13 protein-coding genes are annotated in these 16,565 nt (G+C 59.1%); 3 read left to right on the forward strand and 10 right to left on the reverse strand.

Annotated elements, in window-relative coordinates; genetic code table 11:
• Positions 1–97: 97 nt before the first annotated feature.
• Both BJ917_RS02240 and BJ917_RS02245 read right to left on the reverse strand, forming a co-directional pair.
• On the reverse strand, positions 98–511 hold the full coding sequence (locus BJ917_RS02240) for an AprI/Inh family metalloprotease inhibitor (RefSeq protein WP_121103081.1): 414 nt from the start codon (positions 509–511) through the stop codon (positions 98–100).
• Positions 512–582: 71 nt separating this feature from the next.
• Positions 583–2,040, reverse strand: coding sequence for a serralysin family metalloprotease (locus BJ917_RS02245; protein ID WP_121101531.1), 1,458 nt, complete (start codon positions 2,038–2,040; stop codon positions 583–585).
• A 594-nt stretch (positions 2,041–2,634) separates the two neighbouring features.
• Here BJ917_RS02245 and BJ917_RS02250 point away from each other — a divergent pair.
• A complete protein-coding gene (locus BJ917_RS02250; RefSeq protein WP_121101534.1) occupies positions 2,635–3,291 on the forward strand; it encodes an MliC family protein in 657 nt (218 codons plus the stop codon).
• A 43-nt stretch (positions 3,292–3,334) separates the two neighbouring features.
• On the opposite strand, the gene BJ917_RS02255 is transcribed toward BJ917_RS02250, so the two are convergent.
• From BJ917_RS02255 to BJ917_RS02270, 4 genes are read right to left on the reverse strand one after another with little or no spacing between them, the layout of a single operon-like run.
• A complete protein-coding gene (locus tag BJ917_RS02255; protein WP_121101537.1) occupies positions 3,335–4,420 on the reverse strand; it encodes a polyamine ABC transporter substrate-binding protein in 1,086 nt (361 codons plus the stop codon).
• Positions 4,421–4,473: 53 nt separating this feature from the next.
• Positions 4,474–4,815, reverse strand: a complete 342-nt coding sequence (locus BJ917_RS02260) for a cupin domain-containing protein (protein ID WP_121101540.1) — start codon at positions 4,813–4,815, stop codon at positions 4,474–4,476.
• A 44-nt stretch (positions 4,816–4,859) separates the two neighbouring features.
• Positions 4,860–6,266, reverse strand: coding sequence for an FAD-binding oxidoreductase (locus BJ917_RS02265; protein WP_121101543.1), 1,407 nt, complete (start codon positions 6,264–6,266; stop codon positions 4,860–4,862).
• Between the two features lie 50 nt (positions 6,267–6,316).
• A complete protein-coding gene (locus BJ917_RS02270) occupies positions 6,317–7,132 on the reverse strand; it encodes an AraC family transcriptional regulator (RefSeq protein ID WP_121101547.1) in 816 nt (271 codons plus the stop codon).
• 250 nt (positions 7,133–7,382) lie between these two features.
• Between BJ917_RS02270 and BJ917_RS02275 the strand changes: the two genes are divergently transcribed.
• Positions 7,383–7,655 (forward strand): DUF1652 domain-containing protein, encoded by a 273-nt coding sequence (locus BJ917_RS02275; RefSeq protein ID WP_096511341.1) that lies wholly within the window; start codon positions 7,383–7,385, stop codon positions 7,653–7,655.
• Positions 7,656–7,832: 177 nt separating this feature from the next.
• On the opposite strand, the gene BJ917_RS02280 is transcribed toward BJ917_RS02275, so the two are convergent.
• Positions 7,833–10,307, reverse strand: coding sequence for a UvrD-helicase domain-containing protein (locus tag BJ917_RS02280; protein WP_121101550.1), 2,475 nt, complete (start codon positions 10,305–10,307; stop codon positions 7,833–7,835).
• Positions 10,308–10,585: 278 nt separating this feature from the next.
• Here BJ917_RS02280 and BJ917_RS02285 point away from each other — a divergent pair, with 278 nt between their 5' ends.
• The gene (locus BJ917_RS02285; RefSeq protein WP_121101553.1) at positions 10,586–11,281 is read left to right on the forward strand and encodes a pirin family protein; all 696 of its coding nucleotides are present in this window, start codon (positions 10,586–10,588) and stop codon (positions 11,279–11,281) included.
• Positions 11,282–11,445: 164 nt separating this feature from the next.
• Here the strand turns inward: BJ917_RS02285 and pgm are convergent, their stop codons facing one another.
• The 3 genes from pgm to BJ917_RS02300 all read right to left on the reverse strand — a co-directional run bounded on the left by pgm (position 11,446) and on the right by BJ917_RS02300 (position 16,176).
• On the reverse strand, positions 11,446–13,092 hold the full coding sequence (pgm, locus tag BJ917_RS02290; protein ID WP_121101556.1) for a phosphoglucomutase (alpha-D-glucose-1,6-bisphosphate-dependent): 1,647 nt from the start codon (positions 13,090–13,092) through the stop codon (positions 11,446–11,448).
• Between the two features lie 125 nt (positions 13,093–13,217).
• The gene (locus tag BJ917_RS02295) at positions 13,218–14,618 is read right to left on the reverse strand and encodes a PLP-dependent aminotransferase family protein (protein WP_121101559.1); all 1,401 of its coding nucleotides are present in this window, start codon (positions 14,616–14,618) and stop codon (positions 13,218–13,220) included.
• 67 nt (positions 14,619–14,685) lie between these two features.
• Entirely contained in the window at positions 14,686–16,176 is a 1,491-nt protein-coding gene (locus BJ917_RS02300; protein WP_121101562.1) for a hypothetical protein, read from the reverse strand.
• Positions 16,177–16,565 lie beyond the last annotated feature (389 nt).

Consider the following 16,565-nt stretch of genomic DNA (forward strand, 5'->3'; position numbering starts at 1 on the left):
TGTCCGCACGCAGCCGATTCAGTGTCTGGTTATATTTAACCCACACTGTTTAGTGATCGATAAGGTGTCGGGAGTTAGCGATTAACCCGTTAAGCGGTTAATGCCCTGCCCGCTTGAAAGTAATGCGCTGGCCCGACTGCAACATGCCTTGATAAAGCCCCTCGTGCTGGCGGCTGAAGAACAGGATTTTTGAGCCTTCCTTGCCGGTTATTGCAATGCCGTCCGGTTCGGGGAACCAGCCGGTTACCTGCTCGCCAAGCCAGGCGGCGATGCACGGCGCGCCAGCGCCGAACGTCTGGTCTGGCCGAAGGTCGATCGAGCATTCATTCGACGCACCGACGGGCAATGTGTCCGGGTCTTGCGCGGCATTCAACGTGGCCAGCCACGTGCCGGCCAACTCCGACGGATCCGCCAGTTTAAGAATGCTTGCCATGGTTGCCTCTCCAGAAAAAATCATTAGCGCTGCCAGTAGCCATGCGCTTGCCTTGGGGGAACAGACTCTGTGCGTCATGGGTTTTGTACTCCGGGCCACGAGGGAGAAAGAGCGGCGCATCGAGCGCCGCTCTCCTTGTTCACCTCACATCAAGCGACGATGTCCGAGTACGCCGCCTGGCCCACCGTGCTGACCAGGAAATCAGCCACGCCATGCCCGGAGAAGTCGATCGACAACAGGCTGTTGCCGCCCGACGTGCTGAGCACCGCGTCACCCACCGCCCCGGTGAAGGCGCTGACAAAATGCAGTCCCGCACCGTTGGTGATGCCGGTCAGGTCGATCTTGTCCAGACCGCTGGCAAAGTCGAGGATCTGGTCGACCGCACCGGGTTTGGAATCGCTGCTGGCCGCAAACACGAACGTGTCCGAACCCGCGCCGCCCCACAGTTTGTCGGCACCGCCAGCGCCGAAAAGGATGTCGTTGCCGGCACCGCCTTTGAGCTCGTTGGACAGGTTATTACCGATCAGCAAGTCATTGCCCGAACCGCCAATGGCATTCTCGACAGCGACACCCTTGGCGATGGAGACGTTACCCACCAGGCCGCCAACGTCGGAGAACGACGCCTCATTGAGGTTGATCTTCTGGTTCTGGGTAAACCCGGAAAAATCCAGGGTGTCCTTGCCGCCTGCATCCCAGACCGAAAACACCACTTTGTCCGCTGACGAAGACGCGCTCAGGAAGTCGCGGCCAGTGTTGGAGTTGAAACCGTAGGTGGTGTCGCCGGTGCGGGTCGTGGTGTTGGCACCGTAGAGCTGCTGAATAGCCGCGATATCGTCCATCAGCGGGCCGGACGAATAGGCTTCGACGCCACCCTTGCTGAAGTTCTGGCTGGTGTTGCTTTCACTCCAGTAGCTCATGACGCTGTAGCCGCGGGTGTCTTGCCCGTAGGACGCATCATTGTAGGTCGGCGCGCCTTCGCCGGCGTTGTAGTCGCCGGGGTGGGCCAGGCCAAGGGTATGGCCGATTTCGTGGGTCAGGGTTTGCCGGCCATAGTTGTTCAGGTCCGGGGTCTTGTTGGGCGTGTAGCTGCTGTTGATCAGGTACCAGGACGTCCCGTCGTAACCGGCCCCGGTGCCAGGCAGGTAGGCAAACGCCGCCGCGCCATCCTGGCCGCCGCTGTAGTTGCCGAAGGTCATGTGGCCGTCGCCGCCGCTGGCCTTCTCGGCGAAGGTGACATTGGCTACATCGGCCCAGGATTGCATGGCAAGCACGGCCTGGGCTTTCTGCTGCGCATTGAACTGACTGAACCCGGTAATGCCGTGCTTGTTCATCGTGCTCGATGAGGCCGACGTCAGGAAGGTATAGGTCAGTTCGATTTTGCCGCTACCGTCCTTGTCCTGGTAAGCGGCGCCGTCGCGCAGCAATTGATTGGCTGCCTGGTCGACGGAGAACGAGGGTTTGCCATTGACCGTGAGGTTGCCGCCCCGATCATACTGATGGCTGAAGCCATTGATCTGATTGAATGCAGAACTGCTTGCCGCCAAGGCGGACAGCGGCAAAAACGCCTGTTCGGCGGAATCAATAGCCTGGTCTTTTACTTTCGACATAAACACACTTCCTTGTTTAGCTATGGAACAGTTTTTGTTTGATAGCGACAATCCCTGGCGAGATCGTCCTATCACTCGCCCATTGAAGGCGAATGAAAACTGACACAATTCGAAATCAAACGTCCACTACTTTTTTGGCGTCAAATCTAGTGTGTTTTGGGAAGACCCCGGAAACATTAGGCACACTGAGAAAGTCTTGAATTAAAAAATATTGAGAGCGCGTTATTGTCGGACAATCGACAATTTAATTATTAAATAAAGATAAGTTATTCGGCATACGAATCGTCCGACTATTCATGTTTAAGTGATGAAGTAACCACCCTTAATACCGAGTTATCGTTCTTCGCGAGCAGGCTCGCTCCCACAAGGTTGTGCACATATCTTGTGGGAGCGAGCCTGCTCGCGAAGAGGCCATTACAGGCGCCGAATTACCATCAGGCGTTAACAATTTCAGCTCCAGATAGGCTGCGCAACCGGTGTTATCACCCCCCCGGAACCCTCTGCGGTGTGGCAGGTTTCGCACACTGCCTTAAACTGCGATACAGCCCGGTGAACTAACGACGGGCCTCACGAAATGATCCGGGTGAAGCTGACATGAAAAAGGTCACGCCCCTTTTGACCGCTCTCCTCGCCGCCACCGCGTGTGCGGCGACGAGCACCTGTGCCAATGCCGGGACTGTAACGGTCCTGGCCACCAGCTTCGACTGCGCCAGGGCCAGCGCAACCATCGAGAAGCTGATCTGCCGCGACCCGCAACTCAAGCAGATGGACATTGAAATGACGCGCCTTTATCGCCTGGCGCTCACGGACGATCATTCGATCCCGCCCCCCGACAAGGTCGAGATCGACCAGCGCTTCTGGGTCATCGCCCGCAATCAATGTGCCACCGAGGCAGAGCCCAAGACCTGCACAATCCGCAGTTACGCCGAGCGTGCACACCAGCTTCGCCAGGGTTCGGCGATTGTGCGAACCAAGGATCCGCACAGACTCACCGATGGCCCCGTCGCCTTTCGTTGCGCAGGGCTCAACGCGTTGATTGCCGCCACGTATTTCCATGTCGAGCCCCGTGTCCTGTACCTGAAATGGGCGAACACTTCAGTCACCCTTGTCCAGGTGCCGAATGTTTCTGCCACCCAATACAACGGCAAGGACTTTCGGGGTAATTACAGTTTCTGGCAAGACGGCAACGATGCCTGGCTACAGTTGCCAGGTTCGGGGCGAATGACATGCACGGCCGAGCCGGTCGGTTAGAGACGCAACGGGACATCCTGTCCCGATGGCCTGGTGCAGCCTGTCAGCTGCCGGTGCGAATCTTGTTCCACACCCGGGTACGAACCCGGTCGATGTTCAGCGGCATCGCTTCGAGCGCGAACAATTTGCCCATCATTTCCGGGCTCGGGTAGACCTTGGTGTCGCTCTTGATGGCCGGGTCGATCAAGCTGTCCGCCTGTTCGTTGCCATTGGCGTAGTGCACATAGTTACTGACGCCGGCCATCACGTCCGGGCGCAGCAGGTAATCCATGAAGGCGTAGCCGGCCTTCTCATCGGGGGCATCGGCGGGCATGGCGACCATGTCGAACCAGATCGCCGCGCCTTCCTTGGGAATCGAGTAGCCGATGTCGATACCGTTGTTGGCTTCTTTGGCGCGGTTCTCCGCTTGCAGGATGTCGCCGGAGAACCCGACCGCCACGCAGATATCGCCGTTGGCCAGGTCGCTGGTGTATTTGGACGAATGGAAGTAGCTGACATAAGGCCGGACTTTCATCAGCAGCGCTTCGGCCTTCTTGTAGTCTTCCGGGTTTTTGCTGTGGTGCGGCAGTCCCAGGTAGTTCAGTGCGGCGGGCAGCAGTTCCGGACCATTGTCGAGAATGGCCACACCGCATTTCTGCAGCTTTTGCATGTTTTCCGGTTTGAAGATCAGGTCCCAGGAATCCACGGGGGCGTTATCGCCCAGCACGGCTTTGACCTTGGCGATGTTGTAGCCGATGCCGGTGCTGCCCCACAGGTAAGGGAAGCCGTGCTCGTTGCCCGGATCGTTGGTCTGCAAGGCCTTGAGCAGCACCGGATTGAGATTCTTCCAGTTGGGCAATTGACTCTTGTCGAGCTTCTTCAGCGCCTTGCCTTCAATCTGCCGCGCCATGAAGTGGTTGGACGGGAACACCACGTCGTAACCGGATTTCCCGGTCATCAACTTGCCATCGAGGGTTTCGTTGCTGTCATAGACGTCGTAGGTGAAGGCGATGCCGGTTTCTTTCTGGAAGTTCTTCGTGGTGTCCGGCGCGATGTAGTCCGACCAGTTGTAGATCTTGACGGTTTCCGCCGCCTGACTGATTGAAGCGGCGAGCATCAAGGGGGCCAGGGTCAGTGTCTTTCGGAGCATGAGTCGATTCCTGTATGGGTTATTTTTGTTGGCAGGCAATCAAGGGATCGGTATTAAAAGATCAAAACGTAGGTCTTGCGCACGGTCTCCTGGATGTCCCAGATCCCGAGGGTGTTGGCAGGCAACATCAGTGCGTCGCCGGCTTCTATGTGCAGGGTTTCACCGTCGTCCGGGGTGAAGGTGCAGCGGCCCTGGATGAAGTGACATAATTCCTGGGCGACGATCTGCCGCCGCCAGCGCCCGGGGGTGCATTCCCAGACGCCAGTTTCGACGCCGTCATTGCGCTCCACACTGGTGGTCGAAGCGACCGCCACGGGCGTGCCCAATGGCACGGCGACCGGGTTCGACTCTTCCAGTTTCAGGGTTGCGGTGTTCTTGAATTGCGTAATGCTCATGGGAGTACCTGTCGATGACAGCCTATGGATAGAGTGCGCGCCGCTTACTGCATGAAACCTTCCATGAACCCCGCGACTCCGCTGGCGAGTTGGCGTCGCCAAGGGGCCGTTGCCGGATTGGCCAGGGTCTGGTCTTCATGGACGAAGCTGCGGATGATCGCGTTGTAACCGAGCCAACGGCAGGGTTCGGGTTCCCAGGCCTTGAGTGCGCCGAGGCCGCCCTGCGGGATGACCCACGGCTGGTGAACCAGCTCGGTATCCCGTTCCAGGATCAGGTCAGCCAGGGTTCGCCCGCCCAGGTTGCTGGCACCGACGCCCTCCCCGCCGTAGCCGCCGGCCAAGGCGATGCCGCTGGCCCGGTCGCACAGCATGTGCGGTTTGAAACGCCGGGACATGCCCAGGTTGCCGCCCCAGCCGTGGGTGATCCGCACGTTCTTGAGTTGGGGGAACAGTTCGCCGAACAGATAACGGCGCAGCTCGATTTCGCTGCTGGTCAGGTCGAAGTCATGGCGCAGCCGGCCGGCAAACTGGTATCCGCCCCGTGCGCCGAAGATCAGCCGGTTGTCGGCCGTGCGCTGGCCATAAGTAACCTGGCGGCTGCTTTCACCAAACGCCTGGCCATGGCTGAGGCCGATTTCATCCCAGGTGGCGGCGGACAGTGGCTCAGTGGCGACGATCAAGCTTTGCACCGGCAACTGATAACGCCCCAACGGTGGCAGCGTGACGGCATAGCCTTCCACCGCCGGCACCACCCAGCGGCTGCGCACCGAGGCTTGTGCCGTGCGCAGGCTGCCGGATTGCCACTGGGTGACCGGGCTGTTTTCGTAGATGTTGACGCCCATGCGCTCGACCGTGCGTGCCAGACCACGGGCCAGTTTCGCCGGGTGCAGGGTCGCGACGTGGGGCGCATGGATACCGCCATAGGGTTTGGCGATCCGGATCTGTTGCGCCAGTTGTTCCGGGTTCAGCCAGCGGTAATCACTCTCGTTGAGGCCCTGACGGTAGAGCTTGTCCAGATACTGGCGAAGGCTGGTTTCCTGTTCGGGGTAGCGGGCCGCGCAATACAATGCGCCGCCCTTGCGAAGATCGCAGTCGATGCCTTCACGTTCGAGCACGATTCGCACTTCATCAGGAATGTTGTGCAACAGATCGTAGGAAGCCCGGCGCTGCTCCGGTGAAAGCTCGGCCAGTAGCCGGTCTTCACCCAACAGATTGCCCATCAACCAACCACCATTGCGCCCCGAGGCGCCAAAACCGGCGGTTTGCGCCTCGATGATGGCAATGTTCAGCTCGGGTGCCTGACGCTTGAGGTAGTACGCGGTCCACAGCCCGGTGTAACCGGCACCGATGATCGCCACGTCGATATCCAGATCCTGTTCCAGCGCCGCACGCGCCTGAAGCGGCTCGTCGAGTTGGTCCATCCACAAACTGATAGTGCGCCACGCCGGCATGCAAGACTCCGCCACTCAAACTTCGATGGCGTTGATCCTAGTGCGTGGCTTTAGAGGCTGTCTTGCGCGCGTGCACGCAAAGAAATTTGTTTGGCGTAGACCTTGGGCGACTGACCGGTGTGCTGGCGGAAACAGCTGTAGAACGCCGACAGTGAATTGAAGCCGGCGGCGAAGGCCAGTTCGTCGATGCGCACCGGTGGCGTGGCATTCTCCAGCGCGGCGAGCAGGTGTTGCAGGCGTGCCTGGTTGACGTAGCGATAGAAGCTCTGGCCGAGCACCTGGTTGAGCAGATAGGAAATCTGGTTGCGGCTGTACCCGCACTCCTTCGCCACCCGCTGCAGGTCGAGTTCGGGGTCGAGGTAGGGTTGCTGGCGCTGAAAATACTGCTGTAGATCATCGGCCATGAAACTCAGCTGGCGCGGTGACAAACCGAGGCGACTGACTGCCGGACGCTGGGTGCCGGTGGTTTTGCGAGTCGATGGCTCATGCACCAGCGAAGCGTACTCGTTGACCCGCCAGATCAACCCGTCCCGCACGGTGATGGCCTCGCTGGCGCGAAACGACACCAGGCCTTCGCCACCGCGCAGGGTTATCCGGTACTGAATGAACGCGGTGTTGCCATCCAGGCGAATGCGGTCCGAATGTTCCAGCGCTTCATCCGGGTCCCGAGGCATGCTGCTGCGTACGTATTCGCGTAATTCGTCCAGGCCCATCACACGGTTCTGGAAAAAGTCGTTGTACTGGATCTCGGGGTGATACAGCGCCATGACGCCGTCCAGATCCCGGTGCTTCCAGCGCAGGTGATAACGCATGACCGTTTCGCCTGTGGCCAGGGTTTGCAACGGGCCATCATCCTCGGCGTGCATAAAGGTCTCGACGAAAAAAACCGAGCTTGCCGAAGTTTCCCCTCGCCTTCAATGGCTACCGGGTCAGGAGCCGCGCTCGAACAGTGACCTGAATCAAAAAAAAGACAGCAATCGCTAATCGGCCTGAAAAAAAAACATTTTTTTCACACGTGGGTGCTACTTTTAAAGTCTGTCACTGGTTGAACCAATGAAGGTTCTTCCCTCCTAACATGAGCTAAAGGAAGCGCTCGATGAAGAAGGCGGGCAACACATGAATAGAGGGTTCAGCAAGGTCACTTTTCCAAATGCCTGCCAGCTGATGCGCTGGCATTTTCATCCCATGGGATTCGAGGCGAGCATGGATGCCCCGGGCAGCATGATTGCCCGTTTGTTTGATCGGGCCAGTGGCGAGACCATGATCGCTATTGCCGGTATTCCCTGTGCGACGGTCATGAATGCCGCCGACGTCGAGCGAATAATCGAAGCCGTCGAGGATGAGCTGGAAGCGTTCGTTCCCCCGATGGCCCTCAGGAGTTATGCCTGATAGCCGGATATCCAACAAAAAGCCCACATCCCGTGGGCTTTTTTACGCCTGACATAAAACGCTGTAGGAGCAAAGCTTGCTCGCGATGGCGGCAATTCAGTCAACAATGATGGCGCCTGATACTCCGCTATCGCGAGCAAGCTTTGCTCCCACAGCAAGCTCGCTCCTACAGGTGATTTACGCCGATGCCTTGCCTTGACGATGATCGGCAAAGAACGCCTTGCCCTTGCCAATCCGGTCCGATGCCTTAGGGGTATTGGCGGCCTGGGTATCCTGCCCGTCGACATACCAGTAGCAGTGACTCACCGCCCGAGTGATGCCCACGTAGGCCAGGCGCAGGATTTCGTCTTTCTGCGCATTATCGTATGGCTCACTGTCACTGGCCTTGCCCAGACCCGCCATGCGATACACCTGGTTCTTGTAGGGCGAACTGGTCAGGTGCTGACAATCACCGAGCAGAAAAACCGCATCGGCCTGCAAGCCCTTGGCGCTGTGATAGGTCAGTTGCCTCAGGCGCCGGGCTTCGTGCGGCAAGCTCGAATCAACATTAACTACTGACTGAATATGCTCTTCAATCAATGACTTATCGCTACTTTTTCGATAAAGCATCAAGATTGAATCACCCTTGCGGTAGTGCTCAATCAGGCGTTTGGCCATGCCTTGGTCGTCGCGGTCCAATACGTTGACCGGCAGCAGCTCCCTCGGCTCGCCACAGGCCTTGGCCTTCTTGCCGGCAATTGCCGGGGCGGCGCGCACGATGTGTTCGGCAGCATCGATGATGTGCTGGTGACTGCGGTAGTTGTCGCTGAGCATGACCTTGGTGGTGCTCGGCGAAGAAAACTCTTTGTTGAACTCCATGAAGTAACTCGGCGAACTGCCGCGCCAGCCATAGATCGATTGCCAATCATCCCCGACGCAGAGCAACGATGAACGCTGGGCACCGCGCCCTACGTGCATGGCCGGGCCACGGCTGCGTATCTCGGCCAGGCTCGCGCGGATCCAGGAGACGATCTGCGGCGATACGTCCTGGAATTCGTCGATCATCAAGTGCGACAGCGGTCGTAGCAGCTCATCGCTGAGCAGTTTGAGGTTTTCCGGGGAGTGCTCGCTGAACAGGGCAAACATCCGATTGTAGGTCATGATCGGCGGTTTCTGGTCGAGCAAATGATCTTCCAGCGCACGCCAGTACAGACTCAGGGCCTCGAAGAAAAACCGGTCCGGGTCGTCCTTGGCGAAACTCATCTGGCTCACGGCGTTCGGCACGTCCAGACCGAGGTTTTCGATAAACCCGGCCGCCGCGACAAAACAGTCCAGCAACGGTGCGGACGCCAGTTCGCCCTTGACCTTGTAATCGAAGCCCGGCCCCGCACTGGCATCACCGGCCAATGACGCCAGAACACGCCGCGAAGATTCGTAACTATCCAACCATATCAATGGCTTACGGCAGAAAGCTTGAAACAGGGTGCGCTTCACGGCCCACTCTGCGCGCACCGTCAGCTTGGCATTCGGACGGCTGACCTGCGGGTTTTCCCGGGGATCGAAACCCAATACCACCCAGGCGTCCAGGGATGGAATGTAACCATGGCAATGGAAGGTGGCGCCGTTGATATCGAAGGTCTGGCGCTTCGGTTCAATGCCTTTGATCGGCCAGGCCCCCGCGCGAAACCACAGATCTTCGATGGTGTCGCACAGTTCTTCATCGCGCCTGGCCGCCAGTTCGGTCACGGCCACCCGCTTCTGCACGTCCGGGTGATCGCGCTCCAGCTCCTTGAGCTGCAAGGCATGGCGCGACAAGGGCTTGATCAGTTCGCGAAAGCGCTCATCGCGGGTATGCAAGGCGTGATAACAGGCATTGAGTTGCTGGCGCTGGGCGTCGTTGATGCGCAGGTCGAACGGGTTGCTGTCCACCTCTTCATCGCCGCCTGGCGCGCGCAGGCTGAGGTTTTCGAATGCCTGCAGGCGTTCGAAGCCTGGCAGGCTGCGGACCATGGGTAGAATCCGCGAATGGAAGGTGCGCACCAGATCCCGTGCATCCTTGAAGCCGAGCACCCGACCCCAGAGCGCGAATATCTCGATCAGCTTGTTGATGAAGTCCTTGCGTGATTCGCGGGTGAAGGTCACCACGGTCATCGAGCTCAGCTCGAATCCCAGGTAATGCGTCAACAGCACAATGCGCAGGACCAGCGTCGTCGACTTGCCGGCGCCGGCACCGGCGATCACCGACGTTGAGGGTGTATCGCTGAAGATCATCTTCCATTGGGCGACGCTGGGTTGGACATGGGCCGGCAGCAGCCGGGCGACATCGGCTTTCATGCGCTTTTTCAACTCTGCCGTCAGGGGCAGTCGCCAGTCGTCGAACAGGTGATCATCGATGTTCGGTGGCCGATGTTCGGTGCAGCGCGAGTCGCGGATCAGCAGCACCTGTCGACCTTCTTCCAGACCTTCGAGCTTGCCTTCCTTGTAGCCATACTCCACCCCGGCAATGTGCCCGCTGCGAAAACCATCCGCCTGACCATGCAACCAGGACGCGCGGTGTTGCGCGCGCAGGCGCGTCAAACCGTGGCCAAAGAAACGCGCGGCCAGCCGCTTGAGCAGCGGCATCTCGGCCAGCGGACGAAGTTCAGGGGGAAGATCGGGGGTGTGTTGCGACACGCGGACGGACTCCAGGGTGTGAGGCTGTTGAGGGCTATGGTGTCTGCATTTGCCTTTGAGTTCTAGTGAAATGCTTATGACTCATTGGCTTATGCGCTGAATTGAAGGCTGGATGAGATTATCCATGGGGTGCGTCGCATCAAGTTACTCGATAGGTATGAAGCATTTTTTACGCTTTTTATCGATGTTTACCTGAAGGATGATGCCCTTCATCAACTACCGGTCTCGCTTCATGGCTTATGCGTCCTGCCCATGACGAACCTTTCCAGGAGACGATCATGCTCGAACTCAGACCTTTCAAGTCACTCGGTGGCGCGCACCACGGCTGGTTGGATGCCCATCACCACTTTTCGTTCGCCGAGTACCATGACCCCAAGCGCATGAACTGGGGCAACCTGCGGGTGTGGAACGACGACGTGATCGCCCCCGGCACCGGTTTCCCGCAGCACCCGCACCGGGACATGGAAATCATCACCTATGTGCGTGAAGGCGCCATTACCCACCAGGACAACCTTGGCAACAAGGGGCGTACCGAAGCGGGTGATGTCCAGGTCATGAGCGCTGGCACCGGCATCGCCCACAGCGAATACAACCTGGAGGCGACACCGACCAAGATCTTCCAGATCTGGATCATCCCCAATGAATCCGGCCTGGCACCGTCCTGGGGCGCCAAACCCTTCCCTAAAGGCCAGCGCGAAGGGTTCGTGACCCTGGCCAGCGGCAAGGCGGGCGACGATCAAAGCCTGCGCATTCGTGCCGATGCACGGCTGGTGGCGGCAAACCTGAAGGCCGGCGAAAGCGCTGAATATCACCTGGACAGCGGCCGTCGTGCGTACCTGGTCCCGGCCACCGGAGTCATAGAAATCAATGACTTACGTGCACAAGCTCGAGACGGTGTTGCAGTGGCCGATGAGCAGGTGTTGCGGGTGACGGCGATCGAGGACAGTGAAATCGTGTTGGTGGATCTGGCGTGATCCGGTAAAAACCGGGCAAAAAAAGGGGCGACCGTGAATGGTCGCCCCTTTTTTTTTGATTCGAAATCTGTGTCGCTCATAAGACCGTCATCGCGGGCAAGCCTTGCTCCCACAGGGAATGCGTTCAACTGTGGGAGCAAGGCTTGCCCGCGATGGGCCATCAATCATTTCGCAGAAATCGCGCCATCCACGAGCGTCTGAGCCTCAGCCACCAACTGCTTCAGATGCACATCGCTGACAAAGCTTTCCGCATAGATCTTGTAGATATCCTCGGTACCCGACGGACGCGCTGCGAACCAGCCGTTCTCGGTCATGACCTTCAGGCCACCAATCGCCTGGTCGTTGCCCGGCGCGTGGCTGAGGATGCGCTGGATCGCTTCGCCCGCCAGTTCGGTCGAGGTGACCTGATCCGGTGACAACTTGCTCAGCAGCGCTTTCTGCTCCGGATTGGCCTTGGCGTCGACCCGTACCGAGAACGGTTCGCCCAATTCATCGGTCAGGGCACGATAGGCCTGGCTTGGGTCACGACCGGTGCGGGCGGTCATTTCGGCTGCCAACAGCGCCGGGATCAAGCCGTCCTTGTCGGTGCACCAGACGCCACCGTCCTTGCGCAGGAACGACGCGCCAGCGCTTTCTTCACCGCCAAAACCCAGAGAGCCATCGAACAGGCCGTCGGCAAACCACTTGAAGCCGACCGGCACTTCATACAAACGACGACCCAGGCGCTTGGCCACGCGATCGATCAGCCCGCTGCTGACCACGGTTTTACCCACGGCCGCATCGGCACGCCAGTGCGGACGGTTCTGGAACAGGTAATCGATGGACACCGCCAGGTAGTTGTTCGGCGCCAGCAGGCCGCCGGACGGGGTGACGATGCCGTGGCGGTCGTGGTCAGGGTCGCAGGCAAACGCCACATCGAAACGTTCCTTGAGACCGATCAGGCCCTGCATGGCGTGAGTGGAGGACGGGTCCATGCGAATCTGGCCATCCCAATCGACGGTCATGAAGCGGAACGTCGAATCGACCTGCTTGTTCACCACCTCCAGATCCAGGCGGTAGTGCTCGGCAATTGCCGACCAGTAGCGCACGCCTGCCCCGCCCAGCGGATCGACACCCAGACGCAGTTTGGCGTCACGGATGGCGTCGAAGTCGATGACGTTGATCAGGTCGGCGACGTAGGTGTTCACATAGTCGTGACGATGGGTGGTGCTGGCTTTCAGGGCCTGTTCGTAGCTGATGCGCTTGACGCCGGCGAGCTTGTTGGCCAGCAGTTCGTTGGCCTTGGCTTCGATCCATTTGGTGATGTGGGTATCGGCCGGGCCACCGTTGGTAGGGTTGTATTTGTAACCACCGCTTTGTGGCGGGTTGTGGGATGGCGTAATGACGATGCCGTCCGCCAGACCCGAGGTGCGCCCGCGGTTGTAGCAGAGAATCGCATGGGAAATGGCCGGGGTCGGCGTGTATTCGTCGCCTTCGGCAATCATCACCGTGACGCCGTTGGCAGCCAGCACTTCCAGGGCACTGGCGCCGGCCGGGGTCGACAGCGCGTGGGTGTCGATGCCGACGAACAGAGGACCATCGATACCCTGGGCTTCGCGATACAGGCAAATGGCCTGACTGATCGCCAGGACGTGCCATTCGTTGAAACTCAGGTCGAAGGAGCTACCTCGGTGCCCGGAGGTGCCAAAAGCCACGCGCTGGGTCGAAATGGTGGCATCAGGCTGGCCGGTGTAATACGCCGTTACCAGTCGCGGGATGTCGACCAACAATTCTACCGGTGCCGGTTTGCCCGCAAAATGACTGAGTGTCATGCAAAACCTCTGGAATAGAGTGGTTCAGGAATTGGAACGCAGTTTACTGGCAGTTTGACCGCTGCGCGACGTTATCGATCCCGACTCAACTCAAGCGCACTGTTATAAACCTCGGGCAGACCGATTCAGTCGAGCGATTCCAGGCGCAATGCCTCGCCCAACAAGCCCAGTGCGATGGTGAGGTCGTGATCGCTGCCGAAGCTGTGGCTCAAGCGCAGATGTTGGGTATGCAGCCCCTGGAGACTGAACAACTCGCCCGGTGCAATGACCACCTGATGCTTGAGCAGGCGCTGGAACACCTGTCGCACATCGACCCGGCGCATCGAACGCACCCAGATCGTTGCGCCACCTTCAGGCTCGACGAACTGCAGCGCATCGCCCAGGCGTTCGCACAGCAATTGGCTCATCTGCGCCTTGCTGTCCTTGAGCCGGCGTCGCAGCAGTTGCAAATGCTGATCAATGCGACCGTTGTTGTACAAACGGGCAATGGCTTTCTGGCGAATCGAAGACAGGCGAAAGGCGCGCAGCAAAAACTGCCGCTGCCATTCGCTGCTCAGATGGCGCGAGAGCAAATAACCGTACGGGGCTTCCGGACCGATGACTTTTTCGAACGTGGAAAATACCAGCAACCGGTTCGGGGCCAGCAGATCGCGAAACCGCAGGCCATCCGGCTCGAATCCGAGCTCACCGTAACAGTCGTTTTCCAGCACCCAGCAGTCATAGCGTTCCAGTAACTGCGCGACGGTTTGCCGGTTATCGTCCGGCGCCCGGCTGCCTCGGGGCATGTTCAGCGCGGATGAAACCATCACCAAATGCACGGGCTCGGTTTCCAGCAGCTCCTTCAGATGTTCATGGTGCAGGCTGCCATTGGCCATCAGCGGCCATTCAATCACTCGCACACCCGCCGTCTGAAACAGGCGCAATATCCCCCAATCGCAAGGCGACTCCACCACCACCGTGGCGTCCTTGAGGCACAGCACGGCGATGAGAATTTCCAGCACACCGCGAAGATCGGCACCGATATAAACATCATCGGCGTGCCAGCAGCGCACCGGCGACGTGGTATAGCGCGCGGCCAAGGCCATGCGCAGCTCCAGTTCGCCACAGGGTTGTGAATTGGGTTGCGGCTGGCGTGGGTACTGGCGCAGCAGCTCTCTTTCCAGCAGCAACAACGGGCTATCGATCGGCTGCAGCAATGCCGGCTCGTCGCCGCTCAGCACCAGCATGCCAGGCCGGCGAGCATTAACATACACGCTTTCGAGCAAGTCGTTACCGCTGTAGAGCGTGCCGATGGCCGGTGTCGGCAGCGCGTAATAACCGGACTTGGCCACCGAGTACACCCGCCCTTCTTTCTCCAGCAGTGAGTAGGCGTACTGAATGGTCGAGATCGACACGTTGAGACGCTCGGCCAATTGGCGCAACGAAGGCAGGCGCAGGTGTTCATCGCCGGCGGTTTCGCCGATCAGGCTGATCAGGTAGCGGTAGACTGCCTGGTAGGCGAAATCGGTTTCGCGGGAGCCTTTCATGGCAGATGACCGCGGGGGTGACGACGCTTGTCATGCGATGCCCGGGGGGCTTTCGGTCCGCGCATTTTCAACGACCTGCCGACCGTTCACCCATCATGACGGTGTTGTCGTTGCCCTCGCCGGCCTGGACTTCCATATCCGGATCGCCCGTTGCCGATTCAACGGCCCTGCCCTGATTTACAGGCACCGGCCCAATGCGATAGAGCTGGCCAATAAGATTGACCGGCAGGCCGCTGACATCGACCATCCATTGCATGACCTGATCCGCGACCGGATACCCCTGCATGGCCCGGTGCAATTCCGGCATGGCCACCAGCATGCCGGGGTGACACTGGCGCAGAAACCGTTCGAGGGTCGCGGCATTGTCACCAAAAGGCGCGAACAGCAGGCACACCATTTGCGCTTCGCTGAGTCCCAGGCTGCGCTGTGCCTCGGCCGCCGCCCGTACACGCAGATCCGCCAGCGTCGCCGGATTGCCGAACACCTCCTCCGCCAGCTCGCACAAGCGCTCCGGCAATTGCTTGCGACGCATCATCACCAAGGCCCGTTGCAGGTATTCGGCGACACCCGCCTCGTAACTGCGGTCTTGCACGAAGCAGGCTTGCAGCCCTCGCAGGTGCGCCGCAACCGGAAGGCTGACGTACTCGTTGTCACTGAGTTGCGCCGCCAACTCGTCTGCCTGAAACCCGAGAAATTCGGTGAGCAATGGCCAACGCTCCTTAAGATTGCTCACCAGCATGTCGTGGATATCGATAAACGTTGTGCGGCGACAGGTTTCAAACTGTTCGGCCGGGTGCCACGGTACCAGGTCGTCCTCGGTGTAGAACCGCCGAAAACCTGCTCCGCCCAGTTCATCGAGCAACGCGAACAACCCGGCGTAGCCAGGCTCAGGGTAGTCCGCAGACTCAAGCCCGGCCTTGGCGACCGCTCGTTTCAAACCCTCCATGAACTGCTTCTGCTGCCGAGGCGTATCGCTGCTCACCAAGGCATCGACGCCACGGTTCCAGCGGGCGATTTGCCCGCAGAACTCACCCATGGCCAGATAACTGTCATCCCACAGATCAAGCGGCCCATCCCAGACCCGGCGATGTCCCAGCATCAGCAGGTTCGTCCGATTGGATTCGTGCCCGGCCGGCGAAACCGGCGCCGCGTGGTTGAACGGCAGGATTTCCCGGTTATCGGCCATCAGCACTTCAACCCGTGGATCGTCATAGACGAACAGTGCATTGCAAGTGCGATGGATATTTTCCAGAGCCGTCGGATTGCTGCCGTTCACACGCAAGGTTGCCACCCGCAACTGGAATGTCGCCGGCGCCCGGCCGGCGATGGTCAATTGGGCGGCGCGCAGTAATGCCAGGGTGTAGCAACTGTCACGGGAACCTGACTGGATCGCCAGCACCTTGAAGTCGCCCATTCGTTCCATGCCGCCGGCGGCAACCGCCAGGCGTTGAATCAACAACTGCAGTGCCGTGCGTTCGGCACGGGAAAAGAAACTCAGTAATCGTTGCAGCACTTGTTGGTAGACATAGTTCATCGCTTGATCATGGATGTGGGTCATCTTTATTTACCTGATGCTTGTAAGTTCGGTATTGCGCTAACAACGGCATGCACAGCGCAGGGAATGGCCTGGATATGAGGTGATGAATGGGTTTTATTGCCGAATGCTAGCACTGAAGTTTCAGCTCGACATTTCAGACAGTGAACGGGTGCAGCCACCCTTGATCACGCGCAGACAGCCGAAAGGCCCGGCCAGCGGGCCTTGCTGCGCCGGCACCCAACGTCCTAGGAAATGCCCTACAGAATCCCACAGATACTTAACACAAGAAATACAGAAAGAAGTTGCCGACAATTGTTCTGCAACTGCGTAAGAGTGCGCTGTTTGTTCAATAGACAAATGTGCAGCGCATTGAAAAGTATCGATCCGATACCCGCCCATGACTCATTCCT

The organism is Pseudomonas sp. WPR_5_2, assembly GCF_003634475.1.
GTDB classification, from domain to species: domain Bacteria; phylum Pseudomonadota; class Gammaproteobacteria; order Pseudomonadales; family Pseudomonadaceae; genus Aquipseudomonas; species Aquipseudomonas izuensis.

What these genes read in the sequence shown, in the direction of transcription:
- BJ917_RS02240 (WP_121103081.1), bottom strand. Translation starts at nt 511, where the DNA reads ATGACGCACAGAGTCTGTTCCCCCAAGGCAAGCGCATGGCTACTGGCA.
- BJ917_RS02255 (WP_121101537.1), bottom strand. Translation starts at nt 4,420, where the DNA reads ATGCTCCGAAAGACACTGACCCTGGCCCCCTTGATGCTCGCCGCTTCA.
- BJ917_RS02265 (WP_121101543.1), bottom strand. Translation starts at nt 6,266, where the DNA reads ATGCCGGCGTGGCGCACTATCAGTTTGTGGATGGACCAACTCGACGAG.
- BJ917_RS02260 (WP_121101540.1), bottom strand. Translation starts at nt 4,815, where the DNA reads ATGAGCATTACGCAATTCAAGAACACCGCAACCCTGAAACTGGAAGAG.
- BJ917_RS02245 (WP_121101531.1), bottom strand. Translation starts at nt 2,040, where the DNA reads ATGTCGAAAGTAAAAGACCAGGCTATTGATTCCGCCGAACAGGCGTTT.
- BJ917_RS02295 (WP_121101559.1), bottom strand. Translation starts at nt 14,618, where the DNA reads ATGAAAGGCTCCCGCGAAACCGATTTCGCCTACCAGGCAGTCTACCGC.
- BJ917_RS02270 (WP_121101547.1), bottom strand. Translation starts at nt 7,132, where the DNA reads ATGCACGCCGAGGATGATGGCCCGTTGCAAACCCTGGCCACAGGCGAA.
- BJ917_RS02285 (WP_121101553.1), top strand. Translation starts at nt 10,586, where the DNA reads ATGCTCGAACTCAGACCTTTCAAGTCACTCGGTGGCGCGCACCACGGC.
- BJ917_RS02275 (WP_096511341.1), top strand. Translation starts at nt 7,383, where the DNA reads ATGAATAGAGGGTTCAGCAAGGTCACTTTTCCAAATGCCTGCCAGCTG.
- BJ917_RS02250 (WP_121101534.1), top strand. Translation starts at nt 2,635, where the DNA reads ATGAAAAAGGTCACGCCCCTTTTGACCGCTCTCCTCGCCGCCACCGCG.
- pgm (WP_121101556.1), bottom strand. Translation starts at nt 13,092, where the DNA reads ATGACACTCAGTCATTTTGCGGGCAAACCGGCACCGGTAGAATTGTTG.
- BJ917_RS02300 (WP_121101562.1), bottom strand. Translation starts at nt 16,176, where the DNA reads ATGACCCACATCCATGATCAAGCGATGAACTATGTCTACCAACAAGTG.